This is a genomic window from Pseudoalteromonas sp. B62 (genome assembly GCF_037162565.1).
GTDB classification, from domain to species: domain Bacteria; phylum Pseudomonadota; class Gammaproteobacteria; order Enterobacterales; family Alteromonadaceae; genus Pseudoalteromonas; species Pseudoalteromonas fuliginea.
This window is the reverse complement of the sequence record NZ_JARLVB010000001.1, coordinates 303,629-320,688: the sequence shown is the minus strand read 5'-3', so window position 1 is coordinate 320,688 and position 17,060 is coordinate 303,629. Positions and strand designations below refer to the sequence as shown.

General features: G+C 38.9%; 14 protein-coding genes and 3 pseudogenes. 10 read left to right on the top strand and 7 right to left on the bottom strand.

What is annotated here, in order from left to right; all coding sequences use genetic code 11:
* Positions 1-7: 7 nt before the first annotated feature.
* The 6 genes and pseudogenes from P4S71_RS01280 (at position 8) to P4S71_RS01255 (ending at position 4,258) form a co-directional block, all read left to right on the top strand.
* Positions 8-490: a GNAT family N-acetyltransferase gene (locus P4S71_RS01280; RefSeq protein ID WP_337149875.1), complete on the top strand. Its 483-nt coding sequence runs from the start codon at positions 8-10 to the stop codon at positions 488-490.
* A gap of 76 nt (positions 491-566) precedes the next feature.
* Complete coding sequence (locus tag P4S71_RS01275) at positions 567-1,073, top strand: hypothetical protein (RefSeq protein ID WP_007375592.1); 507 nt, start codon at positions 567-569, stop codon at positions 1,071-1,073.
* Between the two features lie 22 nt (positions 1,074-1,095).
* Positions 1,096-1,707, top strand: coding sequence for a superoxide dismutase (locus P4S71_RS01270; RefSeq protein WP_008133824.1), 612 nt, complete (start codon positions 1,096-1,098; stop codon positions 1,705-1,707).
* A 74-nt stretch (positions 1,708-1,781) separates the two neighbouring features.
* A pseudogene (locus P4S71_RS01265) lies at positions 1,782-3,135 on the top strand (DNA-3-methyladenine glycosylase 2 family protein).
* Positions 3,135-3,605, top strand: coding sequence for a methylated-DNA--[protein]-cysteine S-methyltransferase (locus tag P4S71_RS01260; RefSeq protein WP_096794457.1), 471 nt, complete (start codon positions 3,135-3,137; stop codon positions 3,603-3,605). Before P4S71_RS01265 ends, P4S71_RS01260 begins: the two are co-directional and overlap by 1 nt.
* Before the next feature lie 59 nt (positions 3,606-3,664).
* Entirely contained in the window at positions 3,665-4,258 is a 594-nt protein-coding gene (locus P4S71_RS01255; protein ID WP_008133830.1) for a thymidine kinase, read from the top strand.
* Here the strand turns inward: P4S71_RS01255 and ltaE are convergent.
* Positions 4,232-5,236 (bottom strand): low-specificity L-threonine aldolase, encoded by a 1,005-nt coding sequence (gene ltaE / locus P4S71_RS01250; protein ID WP_337149874.1) that lies wholly within the window; start codon positions 5,234-5,236, stop codon positions 4,232-4,234. The two genes, P4S71_RS01255 and ltaE, sit on opposite strands and share 27 nt — an antisense overlap.
* A 22-nt stretch (positions 5,237-5,258) precedes the next feature.
* A pseudogene (rlmF, locus tag P4S71_RS01245) lies at positions 5,259-6,190 on the bottom strand (23S rRNA (adenine(1618)-N(6))-methyltransferase RlmF).
* A 128-nt stretch (positions 6,191-6,318) separates the two neighbouring features.
* On the opposite strand from rlmF, the gene P4S71_RS01240 reads away from it, so the two are divergent.
* A complete protein-coding gene (locus tag P4S71_RS01240; RefSeq protein WP_337149873.1) occupies positions 6,319-7,227 on the top strand; it encodes an alpha/beta fold hydrolase in 909 nt (302 codons plus the stop codon).
* On the opposite strand, the gene P4S71_RS01235 is transcribed toward P4S71_RS01240, so the two are convergent.
* The 3 genes from P4S71_RS01235 to P4S71_RS01225 all read right to left on the bottom strand — a co-directional run bounded on the left by P4S71_RS01235 (position 7,224) and on the right by P4S71_RS01225 (position 12,046).
* Complete coding sequence (locus P4S71_RS01235; protein WP_337149872.1) at positions 7,224-8,657, bottom strand: tetratricopeptide repeat-containing sulfotransferase family protein; 1,434 nt, start codon at positions 8,655-8,657, stop codon at positions 7,224-7,226. The genes P4S71_RS01240 and P4S71_RS01235 overlap by 4 nt on opposite strands.
* 242 nt (positions 8,658-8,899) lie before the next feature.
* Positions 8,900-11,554: a TonB-dependent receptor plug domain-containing protein gene (locus tag P4S71_RS01230; protein WP_337149871.1), complete on the bottom strand. Its 2,655-nt coding sequence runs from the start codon at positions 11,552-11,554 to the stop codon at positions 8,900-8,902.
* Positions 11,555-11,875: 321 nt separating this feature from the next.
* Positions 11,876-12,046, bottom strand: a complete 171-nt coding sequence (locus P4S71_RS01225) for an oxidoreductase-like domain-containing protein (protein ID WP_337149870.1) — start codon at positions 12,044-12,046, stop codon at positions 11,876-11,878.
* Between the two features lie 103 nt (positions 12,047-12,149).
* On the opposite strand from P4S71_RS01225, the gene P4S71_RS01220 reads away from it, so the two are divergent.
* Together P4S71_RS01220 and P4S71_RS01215 are read left to right on the top strand one after the other, a co-directional pair.
* On the top strand, positions 12,150-12,572 hold the full coding sequence (locus P4S71_RS01220; RefSeq protein WP_002959004.1) for a hypothetical protein: 423 nt from the start codon (positions 12,150-12,152) through the stop codon (positions 12,570-12,572).
* Between the two features lie 87 nt (positions 12,573-12,659).
* Entirely contained in the window at positions 12,660-14,024 is a 1,365-nt protein-coding gene (locus P4S71_RS01215) for a leucyl aminopeptidase family protein (RefSeq protein ID WP_337149869.1), read from the top strand.
* A 34-nt stretch (positions 14,025-14,058) separates the two neighbouring features.
* Here P4S71_RS01215 and gloA2 read toward each other — a convergent pair whose 3' ends face one another.
* Both gloA2 and P4S71_RS01205 read right to left on the bottom strand, forming a co-directional pair.
* Complete coding sequence (gloA2, locus tag P4S71_RS01210; protein WP_002959006.1) at positions 14,059-14,445, bottom strand: SMU1112c/YaeR family gloxylase I-like metalloprotein; 387 nt, start codon at positions 14,443-14,445, stop codon at positions 14,059-14,061.
* 70 nt (positions 14,446-14,515) lie between these two features.
* Positions 14,516-15,595 carry a ketoacyl-ACP synthase III gene (locus P4S71_RS01205; RefSeq protein ID WP_182712350.1) on the bottom strand — a complete coding sequence of 360 codons (1,080 nt, stop codon included), beginning with the start codon at positions 15,593-15,595 and terminating at the stop codon, positions 14,516-14,518.
* A 153-nt stretch (positions 15,596-15,748) separates the two neighbouring features.
* Between P4S71_RS01205 and P4S71_RS01200 the strand changes: the two are divergent.
* A pseudogene (locus tag P4S71_RS01200) lies at positions 15,749-17,055 on the top strand (amidohydrolase family protein).
* Positions 17,056-17,060 lie beyond the last annotated feature (5 nt).

Below are 17,060 nucleotides of genomic sequence, written 5' to 3'. Positions count from 1 at the left end.
AAAGTATATGAGTGAAATAATTGAAATTCGTGATGCGCGACCAAGTGATTCAAAAACGATTTTACATTTTATAAACGAGTTAGCCATCTATGAAAAAGAACCAGACGCAGTAAAAACAAATGAACAAGCCATATTAGATACATTATTTAGTGAAGGGGCGACAGCACATAGTATTATTTGTTTGGATGGCGATGAGCCAATAGGCTTTGCTGTTTATTTTTATAACTACTCTACATGGTTAGGTAAGAATGGCTTATATCTCGAGGATTTATACGTAAGTCCAGATAGCCGTAGGAAAGGCGCAGGAAAAGTAATTATGAAACACTTAGCTAACAAAGCGATTAGCAATAACTGTGGTCGGTTTGAATGGGTGGTTTTAGATTGGAATAAACCGGCCATTGATTTTTACGACAGCATGGGTGCTAAAGCGCAAAATGAATGGATTATTTACCGATTAGCAGGGGATGAATTAATTAATTTTGCAAAATAGATAATGAAAATCATTTGCATTTGCGTTTTATGGTGTGTAAGTTAATAGCATATTAAATAAACGCATAGATGATTTTATGATCTTAGGTCAAAAACAGCAGCAACCTGATTTACTTTATCTTGAGCAAGCATTGAGCCCTTGGCAGTCAAACATCATGCAAGGCAATTATGCCTTTGAGCAAGGTGCATTACTTGAAGCGCGTGACAAGTACTTATTAGCTAAAACACTCGCTGGCCATCTATTACAACAATTCTTATGTGCGCAAATTAATACTAATGTCATTTATGCTATTGAACATTGTATTCCTGCACTTGTTGTTGCCTCCCATAATTTAGCTGATACCTATATTGCAATGCAGCAACCTGAAAATGCATGTAAATGGTTATGTGAAGTTCACTTATCATTATCTCCACTTATTAAGCACACTCATTACGATGTACAAAAGGTAAGTAAGCATCATTATCTTAAAACATCAGCTGAGCTTGTGTCATTTGCACGTCGTTACCCCTCTTTACCCGAACTTATTGAGCAAGTAAATTTTTGCTTATGCTCAGAGAGTACTACAAACAATCAACTGCACTAATTTAAAAGAAAAAGGAGTATTTATGGCTTTTACTTTGCCTGCACTTAACTATGAGTACGATGCGCTTGAGCCTCATATTGATGGTAAAACAATGCATATTCATCATACTTTACATCATCAAACCTATATCAATAAAGCTAATGCTGCTTTAGCGAATACACCGTTTGCTGATTTAGATGCCGAAAAGTTATTGAGAGAGATTAATGGCTTACCAAATGATTTAAAAAAAGCAGTGCAGGAGCATGTTGGTGGGCATTTAAATCATAGCTTATTCTGGTCAGTCATGAGTCCCCACGGAGGAGGAGAGCCAAGTGATATTATGGCACAAGCAATTAATGAGCAGCTTGGTGGTTTTAATCAATTTAAGGAAAAGTTTACTGCAGCGGCTGTGAGTCAATTTGGCAGTGGTTGGGCATGGCTATGTGTAGCACCTGATGGGTCATTAGTTATACAAAGCAGTACTAATCAAGATAGTCCATTAATGGAAGGTAATACACCTATATTAGGCCTTGATGTGTGGGAGCATGCGTATTATTTAAAATATCAAAATAGACGCCCTGAATATATTGCTGCTTTTTATAATGTGGTTAATTGGGCTGAAGTACAAAATCGCTATTTAGCTGCTATTGGTTAAGTGCCGAATATGGCTAGTAATACAGTTTATTTTCTATAAGCTAGGCTCTATTAAATTAGTTTGTAGAGCCGTTTATGAAATTTTTACATTGGCAAAAAGCACGTCAAAGTCGAGACCCTCGTTTTGATGGTCTTTTTTATGTAGCGGTTAAAAGCACTGGAATATATTGCCGACCAATTTGTCCGGCACCAACGGCTCATGAAAAGAATGTGGCTTATTATCAGTTTGCGCACAATGCAGCGCAAGATGGTTTTAGGCCATGTATTCGATGTAGACCTGATAGTGCACCTGGCAGTGCAGCGTGGCAGGGGACAAAAACTACCGCGTTGAGAGCAAAACAATTAATAGAATCAAAATGATGAACATGACTGCGAAAAATTAGCAGGTCGTCTAGGTATTAGTAGTCGCTATTTAAGACGTTTATTTAAACAATATTTTGGTGTGTCTATTACACAATACAGGTTATTCAATCAATGCCATTTTGCTAAAAAACTGATTCAAGAAACAAACCTACCAATGACAGAAATAGCTTTTTCCGCTGGCTTTAAAAGCATTAGGCGCTTTAATGATGCATTTTTACAGCAGTTAAATATAGCCCCCTCGAAGCTGCGCAGTGGCGATAAAAAACCAACGTCAACACTCACATTAACTTTACCATTTAGGCCGCCTTATAATTGGCCTGCTTTGCAGTGTTTTTTACAAAGGCGTTTGATAAAACCAATGGAGTGGATAACGCAAACGAGTTACGGGCGTACTTTTGCAAGTGAGGAATATAAAGGAAGCTTTACCGCTGAATTTATAGCGAGTAGAAACCACTTTAGGGTGTTTATTGACATAGATAATACGCGTCATCTGCAACCAGTAATAAATAATATACGTCGTGTACTTGATTTGGATGCCGATATTAATTTAATTGAAACGCATTTAAGCGCTAATACAAACAATGCATTTACAGTGTGCGAGGGACTCAGGCTTCCAGGAATTTGGTCAAGCTTTGAAGCCGGTATAAGGGCGGTACTTGGGCAACAAGTAAGTGTTACTGCGGCGCATAATTTAGTAACAAAGTTAGTTGATGAATTAGGCGAAAAAAAGGGCGATGCCATTTATTTTCCTACGGCTAAAATTGTTGCTAATAGTGATTTTACATTTTTTAAAATGCCACAGGCGCGTAAAAATGCGCTGCATAACTTAGCGCAATTTTGTGCGTTAAACCCTCAAAATGATGATTTAGACGAATGGCTTAGTTTAAAAGGAATTGGCCCTTGGACGGTAAACTATGCAAAGCTGCGAGGACAAAGCCAACCCGATATACTACTTGATGGCGACTTAGGGATTAAAAAAGCACAAGCGGCAGCAAACCCTTTTGAGCCTGCTCATTGCGCTCCTTTTCGCTCTTATTTAACGTTTCAACTTTGGCAGCAATTGTAATGATAATTCAAACAAAAATACCAAGCCCAATAGACGACATTATTATTCAAGCAACCGATAAAGGTGTGAGTTATGTTGGGTTTTATCCACCAGTTGAGCACTCTCATACGCCATTTGAGCAAGTTACTAACAAAGCGGTGCTTATTTGCGCTGCGCAATTGAACGAGTATTTTGCAAAAAAACGCACTACTTTTGAGGTACCACTTGATACAAACGGTACAGTATTTCAACAAAGTGTATGGCAGGCGTTATTAACAGTTCCTTTTGGGGAGTCGCAAACATATGGTTATATTGCAAATCAACTCAACAACCCCAAAGCAGTGAGAGCGGTAGGCGCTGCGAATGGTAAAAACCCGATTAGTATTATTGTTCCGTGTCATCGGATCATTGGTGCTAACGCAAAGTTAACGGGTTATGCGGGAGGCTTGGATAGAAAACGGTGGTTATTAAAACATGAAGGGCTAATGTGAATTGGTATTAATTTAATATTAAGGTAGCATAAGCGCACTTTTTATAAAATGGCACAGCAATGGCTCAATTATATTTCTACTACTCTGCAATGAATGCAGGTAAATCAACCACGTTATTACAATCGGCATTTAACTATAAAGAGCGTGGTATGGAACCTGTGATCCTCACCGCAGCCATTGATGATAGGCTAGGTGTGGGTAAAGTATCATCTCGTATTGGCTTACAAGCAGATGCGCATGTTTTTGATGCTAGTAAAGATGTTTTTGATCTTATTCAATCACTCAATAATGATAAAAAACGCCATTGTGTATTGGTTGATGAATGCCAATTTTTATCAAAAGAACAAGTAATGCAATTAACCGATGTAGTTGATGAATTAGGTATACCGGTATTGTGTTATGGCTTGCGTAACGACTTTAGAGGCGAGTTATTTATAGGCTCGCAATATTTGCTAGCGTGGGCTGATAAGTTAATTGAGCTTAAAACTGTATGCCACTGCGGACGTAAAGCAAACCATGTACTGCGTACCGATGAAAATGGTGAAGCAATAGCCGATGGTAACCAAGTCGAAATTGGCGGCAATGACCGATATGTTTCGGTATGCCGCAAACATTATAAAGCTGCGTTAAATATGGGCCGACAAAGCATTTAGGAATGTATCAATATCTTCGCGCGTAATATCTAAATGCGTTACTAGCCTAAGCTGCTTGCTTGGGCTAAATAATATACCTTGTTGTTTAAGGGCTTTAGCAACCTCTTCAATGCTTATATTACCAGCGTAAGTTGCGTAAACCATATTAGTGGTGTTAGTCATATCGACAGTAAAACCACTGATTTCACTTAATTGTTGAGCCAAATAACGTGCATTTTCATGATCGTCTTTTAAGCGCTCTATATTGTGCTCAAGTGCAAACTGCCCAGCGGCTGCAAGTATTCCGGCTTGGCGCATACCGCCACCAAGTACTTTTCTCCATCGTCTTGCTTTATTAATAAGTGCTAGTGAGCCTAATAATAAAGAGCCTACGGGGGCCCCCAAACCTTTAGATAAACAAATAGAAACTGAGTCAAAGTGCTTTGTGATTTCAGTAATATTAACTTTTAGCTCAACAGCGGCATTAAAAGCACGTGCGCCGTCTAAGTGCAGCGCTAAACTATGCGTATTAACAAAGTCACGTGCTTGGGCTAAGTACTCAAGCGGGAGTACTTTTCCGCCAATGGTATTTTCTAAGCTGAGCAATCGCGTTTTTGCAAAATGGCAATCGTCAGGTTTTATAGCCGCCGCTATTTTACTAAAAGGGATGCTGCCATCAGCTTCGTTTTCAATAGGCTGTGGCTGAACAGATCCTAATACAGCTGCGCCGCCACCCTCAAACTTATAATTGTGAGCATTTTGGCCACAAATGTATTCGTCACCTCGCTCACAGTGCGCCATTAACGCAAGTAAGTTGGCTTGTGTGCCTGAGCTACAATAAAGTGCGGCTTCAAAATTAAAACGCTTACACGCATAGACTTCTAACTGGTTAACGCTTTCATCATCACCATATACATCGTCACCAACCGGTGCGTTGTACATAATATCGCGCATTGTTTTTGTTGGTTTTGTAACCGTATCAGAGCGAAAATCTATCATGGTTTGCTTTTCCTTTTATAGCTTAATCAAGCTCGCTACATATTTGTTCACGAGTTTCTTTATCAAAATAGCTCCATGCAATAAAGCGGCTAATTTTTTGACCCTGTGCCATATCAACTATTTTATACTGTGCTATTGGGTGAGCTTTTAACACTTCTTCAAGCGCTGCAATATTATCTTTTTTAGAGACTAACGACGTAAACCACAGTACTTGTTCTGCAAAGTCTTCGCTTTCTTTAATCATATTAGAGATAAACCGTACTTCACCGCCTTCGCACCATAATTCATTATTATGACCACCAAAGTTAAGCGTGCTACTGGGTGTTTTTCCTAAGTTTTTCCATTTACGTTCACTGCCTTTACTTGCCTCTTCTTCACTTGCATGAAACGGCGGGTTACAGAGCGTTAAATGGTATAGATCTTTTTGATTAATAACGCCTTTAAAAATATGTGATGCGTTTTTTTGTTGTTTTAGGGTTATTTTTAAACCATTAAACTGCGCAATTTGCTTTGCTATTTTTACTGAGGCTGCGTCAATATCAGTCCCTGTAAAATGCCACTTATATTCACTTGTACCCGTAAGTGGATAAACCAAGTTAGCGCCAGTGCCAATATCAAGCACTTTAATTTGCCTACCTAGAGGTATTTGTTGTTGATTATCATCACTTAATAGGTCGGCCAAGTAGTGAATATAGTCAACACGCCCAGGTATAGGCGGGCATAAGTTATGCTCGGGTATATCCCAAAAATCAATATTATAATGCGCTTTTAAAAGAGCTTGATTAAGTGTTTTAACAGCCTTGTTATCACTAAAATCAATGCTTTTAGTACCTGCAGGTGTGGTTATAACAAATGGCAGTAGAGCAGGGTGCTCTGTTGTTAATAAATCGAAGTCGTACCCATTTTTATGTAGGTTGCGAGGTGTAATTTTGAACGTGTTTTATTTTCTTTCATGGCTTCATTTTAACAACAGATATAATGACGTAAGTGTAACAAATGCTGATGAGTAAAGTGCAGACATTTCCTTTGGTATATTTAATATTACTGGTAGGATGAGTTGAAAATAATAAAAAGGAATAACTGTGGCAATTTCTCAGCAATCAATAATTATCAATTTAGCTGATCAACAAACACTTCATTTACGCCGTATCAGTGATGAAAATCAGCAAGGGCCTGTCGTATTTTTTATGCATGGAGCTGTAGAAAACGGTAAAATTTTTTACACGCACTCCAATAAAGGACTTGCCCCTTTTTTGGCTGAGCATGGGTATAGATGTTATGTGGCTGATTTACGTGGCCGAGGTGATAGTAAACCGGTTATTTCAAGTGACGCTAAATACGGGCAAACTGAGGCCATTTTAGAAGATATCCCAGCCTTTATTAAGCAAATAGAGTTGATTGAAGGTAAAAAGCCTGACTACTGGGTTGCTCACTCTTGGGGCGGGGTATTGATGAACAGTGTATTTGCACGCTTTCCAGAATATATTAATGATGTAAAAGCGTGTGTGTATTTTGGTTCTAAGCGTTCTTTATTTAATAATCATCCTCAAAAATTATTACAAGCCAATTTGATTTGGTATTTTATGGCACCTTTACTTGCTAAAAAGCATGGCTATTTAAATGCTAAAAGTTATAAGTGGGGAAGCGATAATGAAACTCAAAAGTCGCATTATCAAAGTATGCAATGGGCTAAAAAGAAGCCATGGATAGATTCTGATGATAATTTTGATTATGCAAAAGCGCTAAACAGCCTGCATTTACCGCCAACACTTCATATTGCTGCGGTAAAAGATAAAGCATTAGCGCAACCAATCGATATTCAAAAATTTATGGACGAATCGGGGCCAGGCATTCAACAAATGCGAATTTACGGTCGTAAACACGGGCATAATTTTGATTACGACCATATTAATATGCTTACCCATCCGAGTGCCCGCGATGATCAATTTAAAGATTTACTTAATTGGTTTGAAGTACATTCTGTTAACTAGTTCTCATCAAGCAATTTAAGCAAAGACGCTCTATAGCGTTCCCATTTTGTAAGTGCTGAATTATTAACAGGCTTTCGAATGGCATGCTTACTAAGCGTAGTAACAGCTGATGTACGCTTATGAAATGCTAAACAACCATCTTCATATTGACAACCTAAAAAGTTAAGTAATGCAGTTAGCTGACCTTTTGGGTTGTTTATTAATGCTTCGTAATTCATGTTGTAAATTGGCATATTTTCAAGAGACTGCCAATGACCCATTAATTTCTCATATAAAGTATGGTATTGCTTAAACTCCACGAGAGAGCAAAAATAAGGCTCGTTTTCAGCAAAGTAATTACTAAACACTGAAAAAGCAGTTGCATTAAAGTCACGCGTTAAGTTTATAAATTTGGCATTTGGAAAAAGGACATAAATAAGTCCAAGAGATAGGTAGTTACTTGGCAGTTTATTTATTATAAAAGGCCTGATGGGCGATGCTGTTTTTAATGTTGTGATATACATTTCGCGGGCTTTTTTGATTAAATCAGGCGTTAAATGCGCTAAACATTGCGGGTAAGCAATCCCCGTTTTTTGTTCGATAAAAGCAACTGCGTTATTACTAATACTCGTACTCTCTCCTAGGCTCGAAAACTGACTATGGCTTGCCAACATTTGCTCTACAAGGGTAGAGCCACTTCGAGGCATGCCAATAATAAAGACAGGCGTAATATTAGTTGTAAAACTTTTATCACGTTTTTGCATAAAGGCATTGGTATTGTGTTTAATTATTTCGCTGTAAAAAGGTTCAAGCTCTTGAGTATTAAAGTTACTTAATTTTCGTTGTAGTTTATTTGCTAGTACAAAGTAATTAAATGCTTGTTCAATGTCTTCAAGTTTATCGTAACTTTTAGCGAGTGCGTAATAACACACCATTTTGAGTCGTAAATTATCTGTTTGCATTAATAAATGATGCAGATTACTTATGTAGTTGTGTTCTTTGTCAAAGCGGCCTAATTGAACTAACTCAAATAAAATATAAGCAGTTACGGGGTAAACCCCCATACTCAATGCGTGTGCAAATGTGGTATGCGCTTTATTTAAATTGCCATGTGTTAAATAGTGCTGAGCTAAGTAGTAATGAGGTTCAGGGTTATTATTTGCTAGACTTTTTGCATATTCAAGCACAGTAAGTGCATCTTTTGGTGAGTTGACACCATTAAACGCATCGGCTAGTGCATGCAGTGGCTCAAGCATATGAGGCATGCGTTCACACACTTTTTGGAGTAAGTACACAGCAGCATCAAATCGCTCTAACCTCAATGCGATTTTGCCTAAACCAAATAAAGCTTCACCATTTTCAGGGTTGCTTTTTAATAGTGTCTTATAGTGAAACTCAGCTTCTTTGAGCATGTTTTGTTGTAGTAACTGATTAGCTTTTTTGAGTAGCATAGTTATACCAATTTTATTAAAAAATAATCATTCTATCGCATTAAATAGCGTACTCACTGCGTTAAAAATTATTCATATAGAGCAACTATATATCATAGTTTTCGCCTTGTTATTACGCTATTTTCTGAGCGCTATAATAGAACACTTATTCAATGCAATTGGTATTGTTCATTTTTATTTACTATAAAATAAAAAAGGCGAAATGTCTTAACATTTCGCCTCCACTTCTTTATGTAAAAATATTAGAACGTGTATGTTGCTTTAGCGTAGTAAAAGCCACCATTAATACCGAACGGAGATGTTTCGTAATACTTACCACCCCAGTTGTTATTTGGCGCGCCAGCTGCTTCAGCAAAATCAAGTTTTTCAGCATCCTGATCAAATAAGTTTTGAGCTCCAACCGAGAAGCTAATTGACTCATTCATGAAGTAAGTAATTTCAGCATCAATAGTTACAGCTGCGTCAGCAGTTTTTGCTGTTGCATCGTAATCTACGTGAACGCCTTGGTATTCGCCGTAGTAATTTGCACGAGCAAATGCAGAGATAGATTCCCACTGTTGAGACAATGTGAAAGTAGCACGGTGATTAGGTAAGTCTTCTTCTAAACGCTTAACTTTAAATGCACCGGTAATATCACTAAATTGAGTTACTTCAGTATCATTCCAGTTGTAAGCAAGGCTAAATGTAGAGCTACCACCCATTAATTCAGCTGTATAGTTTGCAACTAAATCGATACCTTGTGTTGTTGTATCAAAGTCATTCGTGAAAAAGCTTACTTGTGCAAGACTCTGTACATTAGGTACGCCAGCTGCTTCAAGTGTATCTTTATCTGCTTGGCTTAAGTTTATTTTATCTGATTGGCTAATACGATCTTCTACTTGGATATTGTAGTAATCTAGCGTTAAAAATAAATCACCAATAGTGTATACAGCGCCAAACGTGTAGCTTTGAGATTCTTCTGGCTCAAGCTCTGTACCACCTAATTGTACCGCGATAGGGTTCGTTGGTGGAAGTAGTGCTGAATCTTGTAATACACCATTGTCTAAGCTTGTTTGTACGTTACTTACATTAGCTTGACCAACCGTTGGTGCACGAAAGCCTGTACTAATAGAGCCACGCACGTTTAAATCTTCCGTTACATGGTACTGCGCCATAACTTTATAGTTTGTTGTTGTGCCAAAGCTGTCGTAATCTTCAAAACGTAAAGCTAAGCCCATTAAAAAATCTTCAGTAAATGGGGCTTCAATATCAACAAATGCAGCGTAGTTACGGCGAGTGTATTCACCCGCGTCAGATGGTTTAAAACCAGGGAAACCATTAGAACCTATACCAAAACCTTGCTCAGTAAACTCACCTGCAGTAAATGACGCTACATCACCAGATGTTACTGTAAATGTTTCTTCATGCCACTCTAAACCACCGGCAATATTTACATCGTATGCTAAATCAAAATCAAATCCTTTAGAAATATCTAAATTGAAGTTTTTCTCTAGTTGCGAGTATTTACCTGGACTAAAGTCGCGTGGTGAGTCTAAGCCTAATGACGCATTAACTGTATCGTAAATAAAGTAGCGAGATTCATTAAAGCCAACCGTACCACTAATGTCATAAAATGCATCTTTTAAGAAGCCACCAGTGAACATGCCTTTAGTACCAATTGTTAAAGAAGTATCGGTAATGTTACCACCAAAGTTAGGTGTAAAACCGCCAGGCAGTGTTTCATTAAATGCAAAACAGTTAGCAGAAGTTAGTGAATCTATTGCAGATTGATCTGGTGCACCGTTAGCTTGAATTTCTACTACTGGACAATCTAATTGAGCGTCATAACCGTCTAAAGATCCAACTAAAACAGTAGGTGTAGCAGCATCCCAAGCAGTTTGTCCAACTGGGTTGTCATCACCAGGGCGGCGCATATTTACACCATTAACATCGCGAATGTTACCACCATATACACCTGGGCGAGATGTAGGGTTACGATAATAGAAGCCACCTCGTACATCGCGCTCAGAGTAGTTACCAAACATGTAAAATTCAGAATCGTTTGTTAGCTCTAATCCAACATTACCAAAAATTGAAATATCATCATCGACTTCTGGTGCGCCCCAAACTTGAGCTAAAGGCGATACGTCTTGAACACCAGCTGCTGCAAGTCCAGCAGCATCAGGACGCTGTACAGAGCGACTAGTTGCATCAGCTGTTTTGTATTGAAAGCTTAAGTTAGCAAAACCGTTGTCGGTAAACGGTAAACCAATGTTACCCGATACTTGAGTTGTATCGCCATCACCTTCGTAGAACTGACCGTGGCGAACTTCTAATTTACCGCCTTCTGACGCGTCTTTAAGTTGGAAGTTCATTACACCTGCAATTGCATCAGAACCATACTGAGCTGCAGCACCATCACGAAGTACTTCTACTTGCTTGATTGCAATACTAGGGATAACTGAGATATCAGCACCTTGCGCGCCATCGTTAATACCACCGCCTAAAAATGCGATTACAGAAGCACGGTGACGACGTTTGCCGTTTAAAAGAACCAATGTGCTGTCTGACGGTAAACCACGTAAGTTAGCTGGACGAACAAGAGAAGCCGCATCACTGATAGGGTTTTGGTGTACGTTAAACGATGGTACTGCACCTTTTAAAAGTTCAAGCATGTCAGTGTTACCTGACTTTTCAAGCTCTTCGCCGCCAATAATGTCGATTGGAACCGGTGAGTCACCTATTGAACGAGGAGCTGAACGCGTACCTACTACGGCAATTTTCTCAACGTTTTTATTTACTTTAGTTTGTTCCTGCTCGTCTGCCGCAATAGCAGATCCAGAAATAAATAACCCTGCAGTGGTTGTAGCTAAAGCAAATTTGATTGCTTGGTTTAGCGCATTACTTTTTAATTTCATTCTAATTTTCCCCAGTTAGAATAATTCTTATTTTTGATGTGAATTTCACATCATTTGTTTTTAACTTAATTTTTTGTTTCACATAAGTTTGAGGTTTTAGCTCAAAAGCCTAATCAATTAAGCTTACTTTTTGTGAAGTCCTATCTACAGACTATAGATAAAAAACAGGAAGGGCAATTACTAATTAACCGTTTGATAACAAAAAGATTCAATTTAAGAAAAAATGCAACAGTGGTGCAAAGTAAAACTAAAATGAACTAAATAAGTGCAAATAAGGCTATTGAGGGGAATATTAATGCGCTAACTGCATTTAAATGTTATTTATTTGTTTCTTTTTTTTGTGGGGTTTTCAATGTTTTGTGCGTACCGCCAAGCTGCTAATTTTTCTTTGTATTCATCCCATACGCAGGGACAGCAACTGCCACCACCGCAACATTCATCAGATTTTGGTTTTTCAGGTTTTTGCGGTAATTGATTTGTTATATTCTGCATTGTTGTATGTATTTAATACTAATTTGGTGCAAAGGGTAAGTTAAAGGGTGTTGTAAGTAAATTATTCTTTGTGAACCTGTGCTGCTGTGTGAAAATAAAAGTTATGCGATTATATAAAGTTATTCACCGTGCACCTTGGCGGGTAGTTAAAATTAGTAAAAAACGCCAACAGCTGCGTTTTCGCCGTGCTATGGTGGCGCTTAAAATCGCACTCGCCCAAGAAAAACAAGAAACTAAAGAAATGCTCTCTATTTATAGGCGTTACACTCAAGGCCACACAAGTAAAGAAGAGTTAAAACGCGCAAATGAGCAATTTGTTGATATTTTAAAAGGGTTAGGGCTCGGTGTATTTGCTGTATTACCTTTTGCTCCGCTTACAATTCCTTTAGTTGTTAAATTAGGGAGTTTGGTAGGAGTTGATGTACTGCCAAGTTCGTTTAATATGAACAAATCTATTAAAGAACTAGATGCTAAAATAGATCAAGAAAATCAAAAGCAAGAATCTAAAAATAGCTTAAAAAAGTAGCTAAAATCCCTTCAAATTAGCGATACCTTTTAGGTGCGCTTATTGATATGCTCTTAAGTACCATTTTTATATTATATGAGCTTTTTAATGAGTGCATTACTACGTCATACATCTTCTGGTATTCCTTTATCTTTTATTCTTAAAAACGAATTATCTGACTGGCAAGCACAGCAGCCTGCATTTATACAAAATTGGTTAACTAATACAGGTTTTGAAAAGCAAGGTGTTGCTTTAATTCCTGATGCTAAAACGGGCGAGTTAAGCCAGGTATTTTGTCTAATGCAAAGCAGCGATGATTTTTGGGCTGCGGGTAATTTAGCAAATACACTTCCTACAGGTACTTATCAAATTCAAGGCGACAGCGCTTTTGTAGAGCAGGTTGCTTTAGGGTTTGTACTTGGTGGTTACGAATTTAGTGAATATAAAGAAAAGCCAACGGCAAAGGCGCAATTAGCCATTAGCGATAAAGCGTTATATGAACGCATTAGCCAACAAGCTGATGCCATTACACTTGCACGTGATTTAGTTAATACTCCAGCGGTAGATATGATGCCGCAACATTTATCGCAAGTTATGGAAGATTTAGCTGCAACTTACAATGGCGAATTTTCACAGTGGGTTGGCGATGAGTTACTAGAGCAAAACTACCCGACTATTCATATGGTGGGTCGTGCAAGCGAAAATAAACCGCGTTTACTTGATTTAAAATGGGGCGCGACAGATGCTCCATTAATTACGCTAGTCGGTAAGGGCGTATGTTTTGACTCAGGGGGACTTGATTTAAAACCAAGCTCTGGCATGCGTAACATGAAAAAAGACATGGGCGGCGCGGCGCATGTAATTGCACTAGCGCAGCTTATTATGGCAGCTAACTTACCAATTAGATTACGTGTACTTGTACCAGCGGTTGAAAATGCAGTATCGCGCAATGCATTTCGCCCAGGCGATGTTATTAAAACGCGCAAAGGTATTATGGTCGAAATTGATAATACAGACGCTGAAGGCCGCTTAGTATTGTGTGATGCATTAAGCGAAGCGCAAAACGATAATCCTGAGCTAATTATTGATTTTGCTACCCTCACGGGTGCATGTCGTGTTGCGTTAGGCACGGAGCTTCCTGGCTTTTTCTCAACAGAGCGCGATGTAGCAAACGGTATTATTGATGCAGGTTTAAGTGTCCATGATCCTGTTTGGCAACTTCCGCTGTTTGAGCAATACAAAAACTTACTAAAAAGTGATGTAGCCGATATGGCAAACTGTGCAAGTACACCGTTTGGTGGTGCTATTACTGCAGCGCTTTACTTAAAAGAATTTGTTGAACCAACAACACCGTGGGTACACTTTGATGTAATGGCGTGGAACTTACGTGCATTACCAGGTCGTCCAACGGGTGGTGAAGCGTTAGGTATTCGTGCTGTATTTAACTACTTACAAAATCGTTTTAATAAGTAAGTTATTGATTTAATAGTAAGAAATAACTTGAGTTTTAAACCTCATAAAGCTCAAGTGGCAAGTTATCTGGATCGGCAAAAAAGGTAAACTTTTTGCCGGTTATTTCATCCACTCTAATATCCTCAACTTTTACGTCGCACGATTCTAAATACGTTTTTGCAATCTGTACATCCGCTACCTTAAAAGCTAAATGTCTTAAGCCTTGTGCTTCGGGATAGCTGGGTCTTTCGGGCGAACCATCAAACGAAAATAGCTCTATTTGGCTACCATCGGGCATGGCTAAATCTAATTTATATGAATTACGATCAGCTCTAAAGTGCTCATTAATAACGTTAAGTTTAAGTACATTGCTATAAAAGTGTTTAGAACGTGCATAGTCACTACAAATTATAGCAGCGTGATGAATACCTAAAAGTTTCAAATTTAATTCCTTAAAAAGCAAAAACGCACTTAAATAAGTGCATTTTATATGTGGCTTACTACATGTTGTGTTAGCTAGGCTCGGCTTCTTTACATGCTTTAACGGCCGGTGCTACAAGCTCTAAACCAGTTTTATCACATGGTGGTAAAGCAGCATCGCTTACACTAATAGGCGTTACACGTTCGCCCCATTTTATGTAACTTGCAGCCCACGTAAGGCCTGCACCAAATGCTGCAGACATAATATTTGAATGCGGTTTAATTAACCCTTGCTCAACCGCTTCACATAACGCAATAGCAATAGTCGCAGCAGAGGTATTACCATAGTCACCAATGTTAACCATTACTTTTTCGTCAGGTACTTTTAAGCGATGCTGAATAGCCTGAATAATACGTAAGTTAGCTTGGTGTGGAACGAGTACATTAATGTCGTCAAGGCTTAAGTTGGCCTGTTGTAGTACGTCGTCGCAGGCTTCACTCATACCTTTTACAGCACGTTTAAAAATTTCACGGCCTTCAAATAATAAATCAGAAGGACCAATTGGCTCATACTTATTTAAATCGCTACCAAAGTTGGTGATGTGTAAAATATCGCGGTCTTCGCTGTCACAACCGGTTTTGGTACCAAGTAAACCAGCTGGGGTATCGGCAGCTTCAAGTATTACTGCACCTGCGCCATCACCAAATAAAACAGCGCTGTCGCGACGTGCCCAGTTTACATACCAGGTCATACGTTCAGCGGCAATAACGACTGCTTTTTTAATCATACCCGCTTGAATTTGTGCTGTAGCAGCTTGCAACGCATATAAAAAGCCCGAACATGCCGCGTTTGTATCCATTGCGGCAGCGCCTGTTGCACCAATATTTTTTTGCACTTGTGAGGCGGTATTTGCCACAACAGTAGAAGGTGTACAGGTTGCTAATATCACTAAATCAATATCTTTAGGATCAATGCCTGCGCACGCAATAGCATGCTTAGCTGCAACGGTTGCCAGCTCAGCGGTACTTACATGACTCACTCGGCGAGATTTAATGCCAGTACGCGTGGTTATCCACTCGTCGGTGGTATCAACTATTTCACTAATTTCATCGTTGCTAATGCTTGCTGGTGGAATGCATTTACCCCAACCAGTGATATGTGCGTAAGGCATAGTATGTTCTCTTAAGGTGGTCTGACATGTGTTACTAATGGGGGAGTTATACCAAAAAACGGCTTTCAAGACTAGTTTATAGCATGTTTTGTATCGTAAATATTCGCAATTACAGGTTATTTAAGGTAATGCTAGTATAAAAAAGGAGCAAGTATGAAAACAACACTAATAACAACATTCACTTCAATAACGCTGGCATTAATAACAAATGGGGCTTTTGCTCAACAGCATAAAATTATTTATGCTGGTATTTTACTTGCATCCGAAGATCAAAAAGTAAAAGAGAGCAAACGTTAGTCATAACAGATAATACAATAACAGCCATTAAAAACGGCTACCTCACAAAAGCAGAACTTAACCTACCTGATGCCGATATTATCAATCTTAAAAATCAATTTGTAATGCCTGGTCTTATTGATATGCATGTTCACGTTACGTTTGAGCGAGATTCAAAAGCAAACCCTCACCGCTGGGCTACAGAATATGATGCCGATTATGCTTTGCGCTCAATTAAATATTTACAACGTACGCTCGATGCGGGTTTTACATCAGTGCGTGATTTAGGTAGCGATCACAAAGTAATATTTCCGCTAAAGCGCGCTATTGAGCGAAATGATATTAACGGCCCTCGCATTTTTGCAGCGGGTAATACAATATAGCCTACCGGTGGACACGCAGATATGCACGGATATCGAAAAGATATTACAGATGCGGTTACAGGCGGGATTGGTATTTGTAATGGCGCGGATGATTGTAGCCGTGCGGTACGCGAGGTAATTAAAAGTGGTGCTGATGTAATTAAAATTACTGCCACGGGTGGAGTACTAAGTAATACCGCTGCTGGTGTTAACCAACAACTTACAGATGCAGAGCTGGTTGCAATAGTTGATACGGCTCACCACTTAGGGCGTAAAGTTACAGCCCATGCACACGGTACACAAGGTATAAAAGCGGCCTTAAAAGCCGGTGTGGATTCCATTGAGCATGGCTCTTACTTAGATAAAGAGGCAATAAAGTTATTTAAAAAAACGGGAGCTTATTTAGTACCGACGCTTTTAGCGGGTGCAACGGTCAGTGAAGAGGTGCTTACAAATCCAAATATGCCACCGGAAATAGCCGATAAAGTGCGTGAAGTAACTCCAAAAATGCAGGCTTCGTTTAAACTTGCACTGAAAAATAAGGTCAATATAGCTTTTGGAACAGACTCTGGGGTGTCGCGTCATGGGCTCAATGCTAACGAATTTAGTTTAATGGTAAACAATGGTATGAGCGAAGCCCAAGCTATTAAATCAGCAACCATACATGCAGCTAAACTGCTGGGACAAAGCGCACTCATTGGCGACTTGAGTGTTGGTAAACAAGCAGATATTATCAGTGTGAATGGCTCACCGCTTAAAAATATCGACGTACTGAAAAACGTGCAATTTGTTATGAAAGCCGGGCAAGTTTATAAACAATAGGGAAG

Coding starts and splice junctions, on each gene's coding strand:
- P4S71_RS01280 (WP_337149875.1), top strand. CDS start 8: ATGAGTGAAATAATTGAAATTCGTGATGCGCGACCAAGTGATTCAAAA.
- P4S71_RS01275 (WP_007375592.1), top strand. CDS start 567: ATGATCTTAGGTCAAAAACAGCAGCAACCTGATTTACTTTATCTTGAG.
- P4S71_RS01270 (WP_008133824.1), top strand. CDS start 1,096: ATGGCTTTTACTTTGCCTGCACTTAACTATGAGTACGATGCGCTTGAG.
- P4S71_RS01260 (WP_096794457.1), top strand. CDS start 3,135: ATGATAATTCAAACAAAAATACCAAGCCCAATAGACGACATTATTATT.
- P4S71_RS01255 (WP_008133830.1), top strand. CDS start 3,665: ATGGCTCAATTATATTTCTACTACTCTGCAATGAATGCAGGTAAATCA.
- ltaE (WP_337149874.1), bottom strand. CDS start 5,236: ATGATAGATTTTCGCTCTGATACGGTTACAAAACCAACAAAAACAATG.
- P4S71_RS01235 (WP_337149872.1), bottom strand. CDS start 8,657: ATGCTACTCAAAAAAGCTAATCAGTTACTACAACAAAACATGCTCAAA.
- P4S71_RS01230 (WP_337149871.1), bottom strand. CDS start 11,554: ATGAAATTAAAAAGTAATGCGCTAAACCAAGCAATCAAATTTGCTTTA.
- P4S71_RS01225 (WP_337149870.1), bottom strand. CDS start 12,046: ATGCAGAATATAACAAATCAATTACCGCAAAAACCTGAAAAACCAAAA.
- P4S71_RS01220 (WP_002959004.1), top strand. CDS start 12,150: ATGCGATTATATAAAGTTATTCACCGTGCACCTTGGCGGGTAGTTAAA.
- P4S71_RS01215 (WP_337149869.1), top strand. CDS start 12,660: ATGAGTGCATTACTACGTCATACATCTTCTGGTATTCCTTTATCTTTT.
- P4S71_RS01205 (WP_182712350.1), bottom strand. CDS start 15,595: ATGCCTTACGCACATATCACTGGTTGGGGTAAATGCATTCCACCAGCA.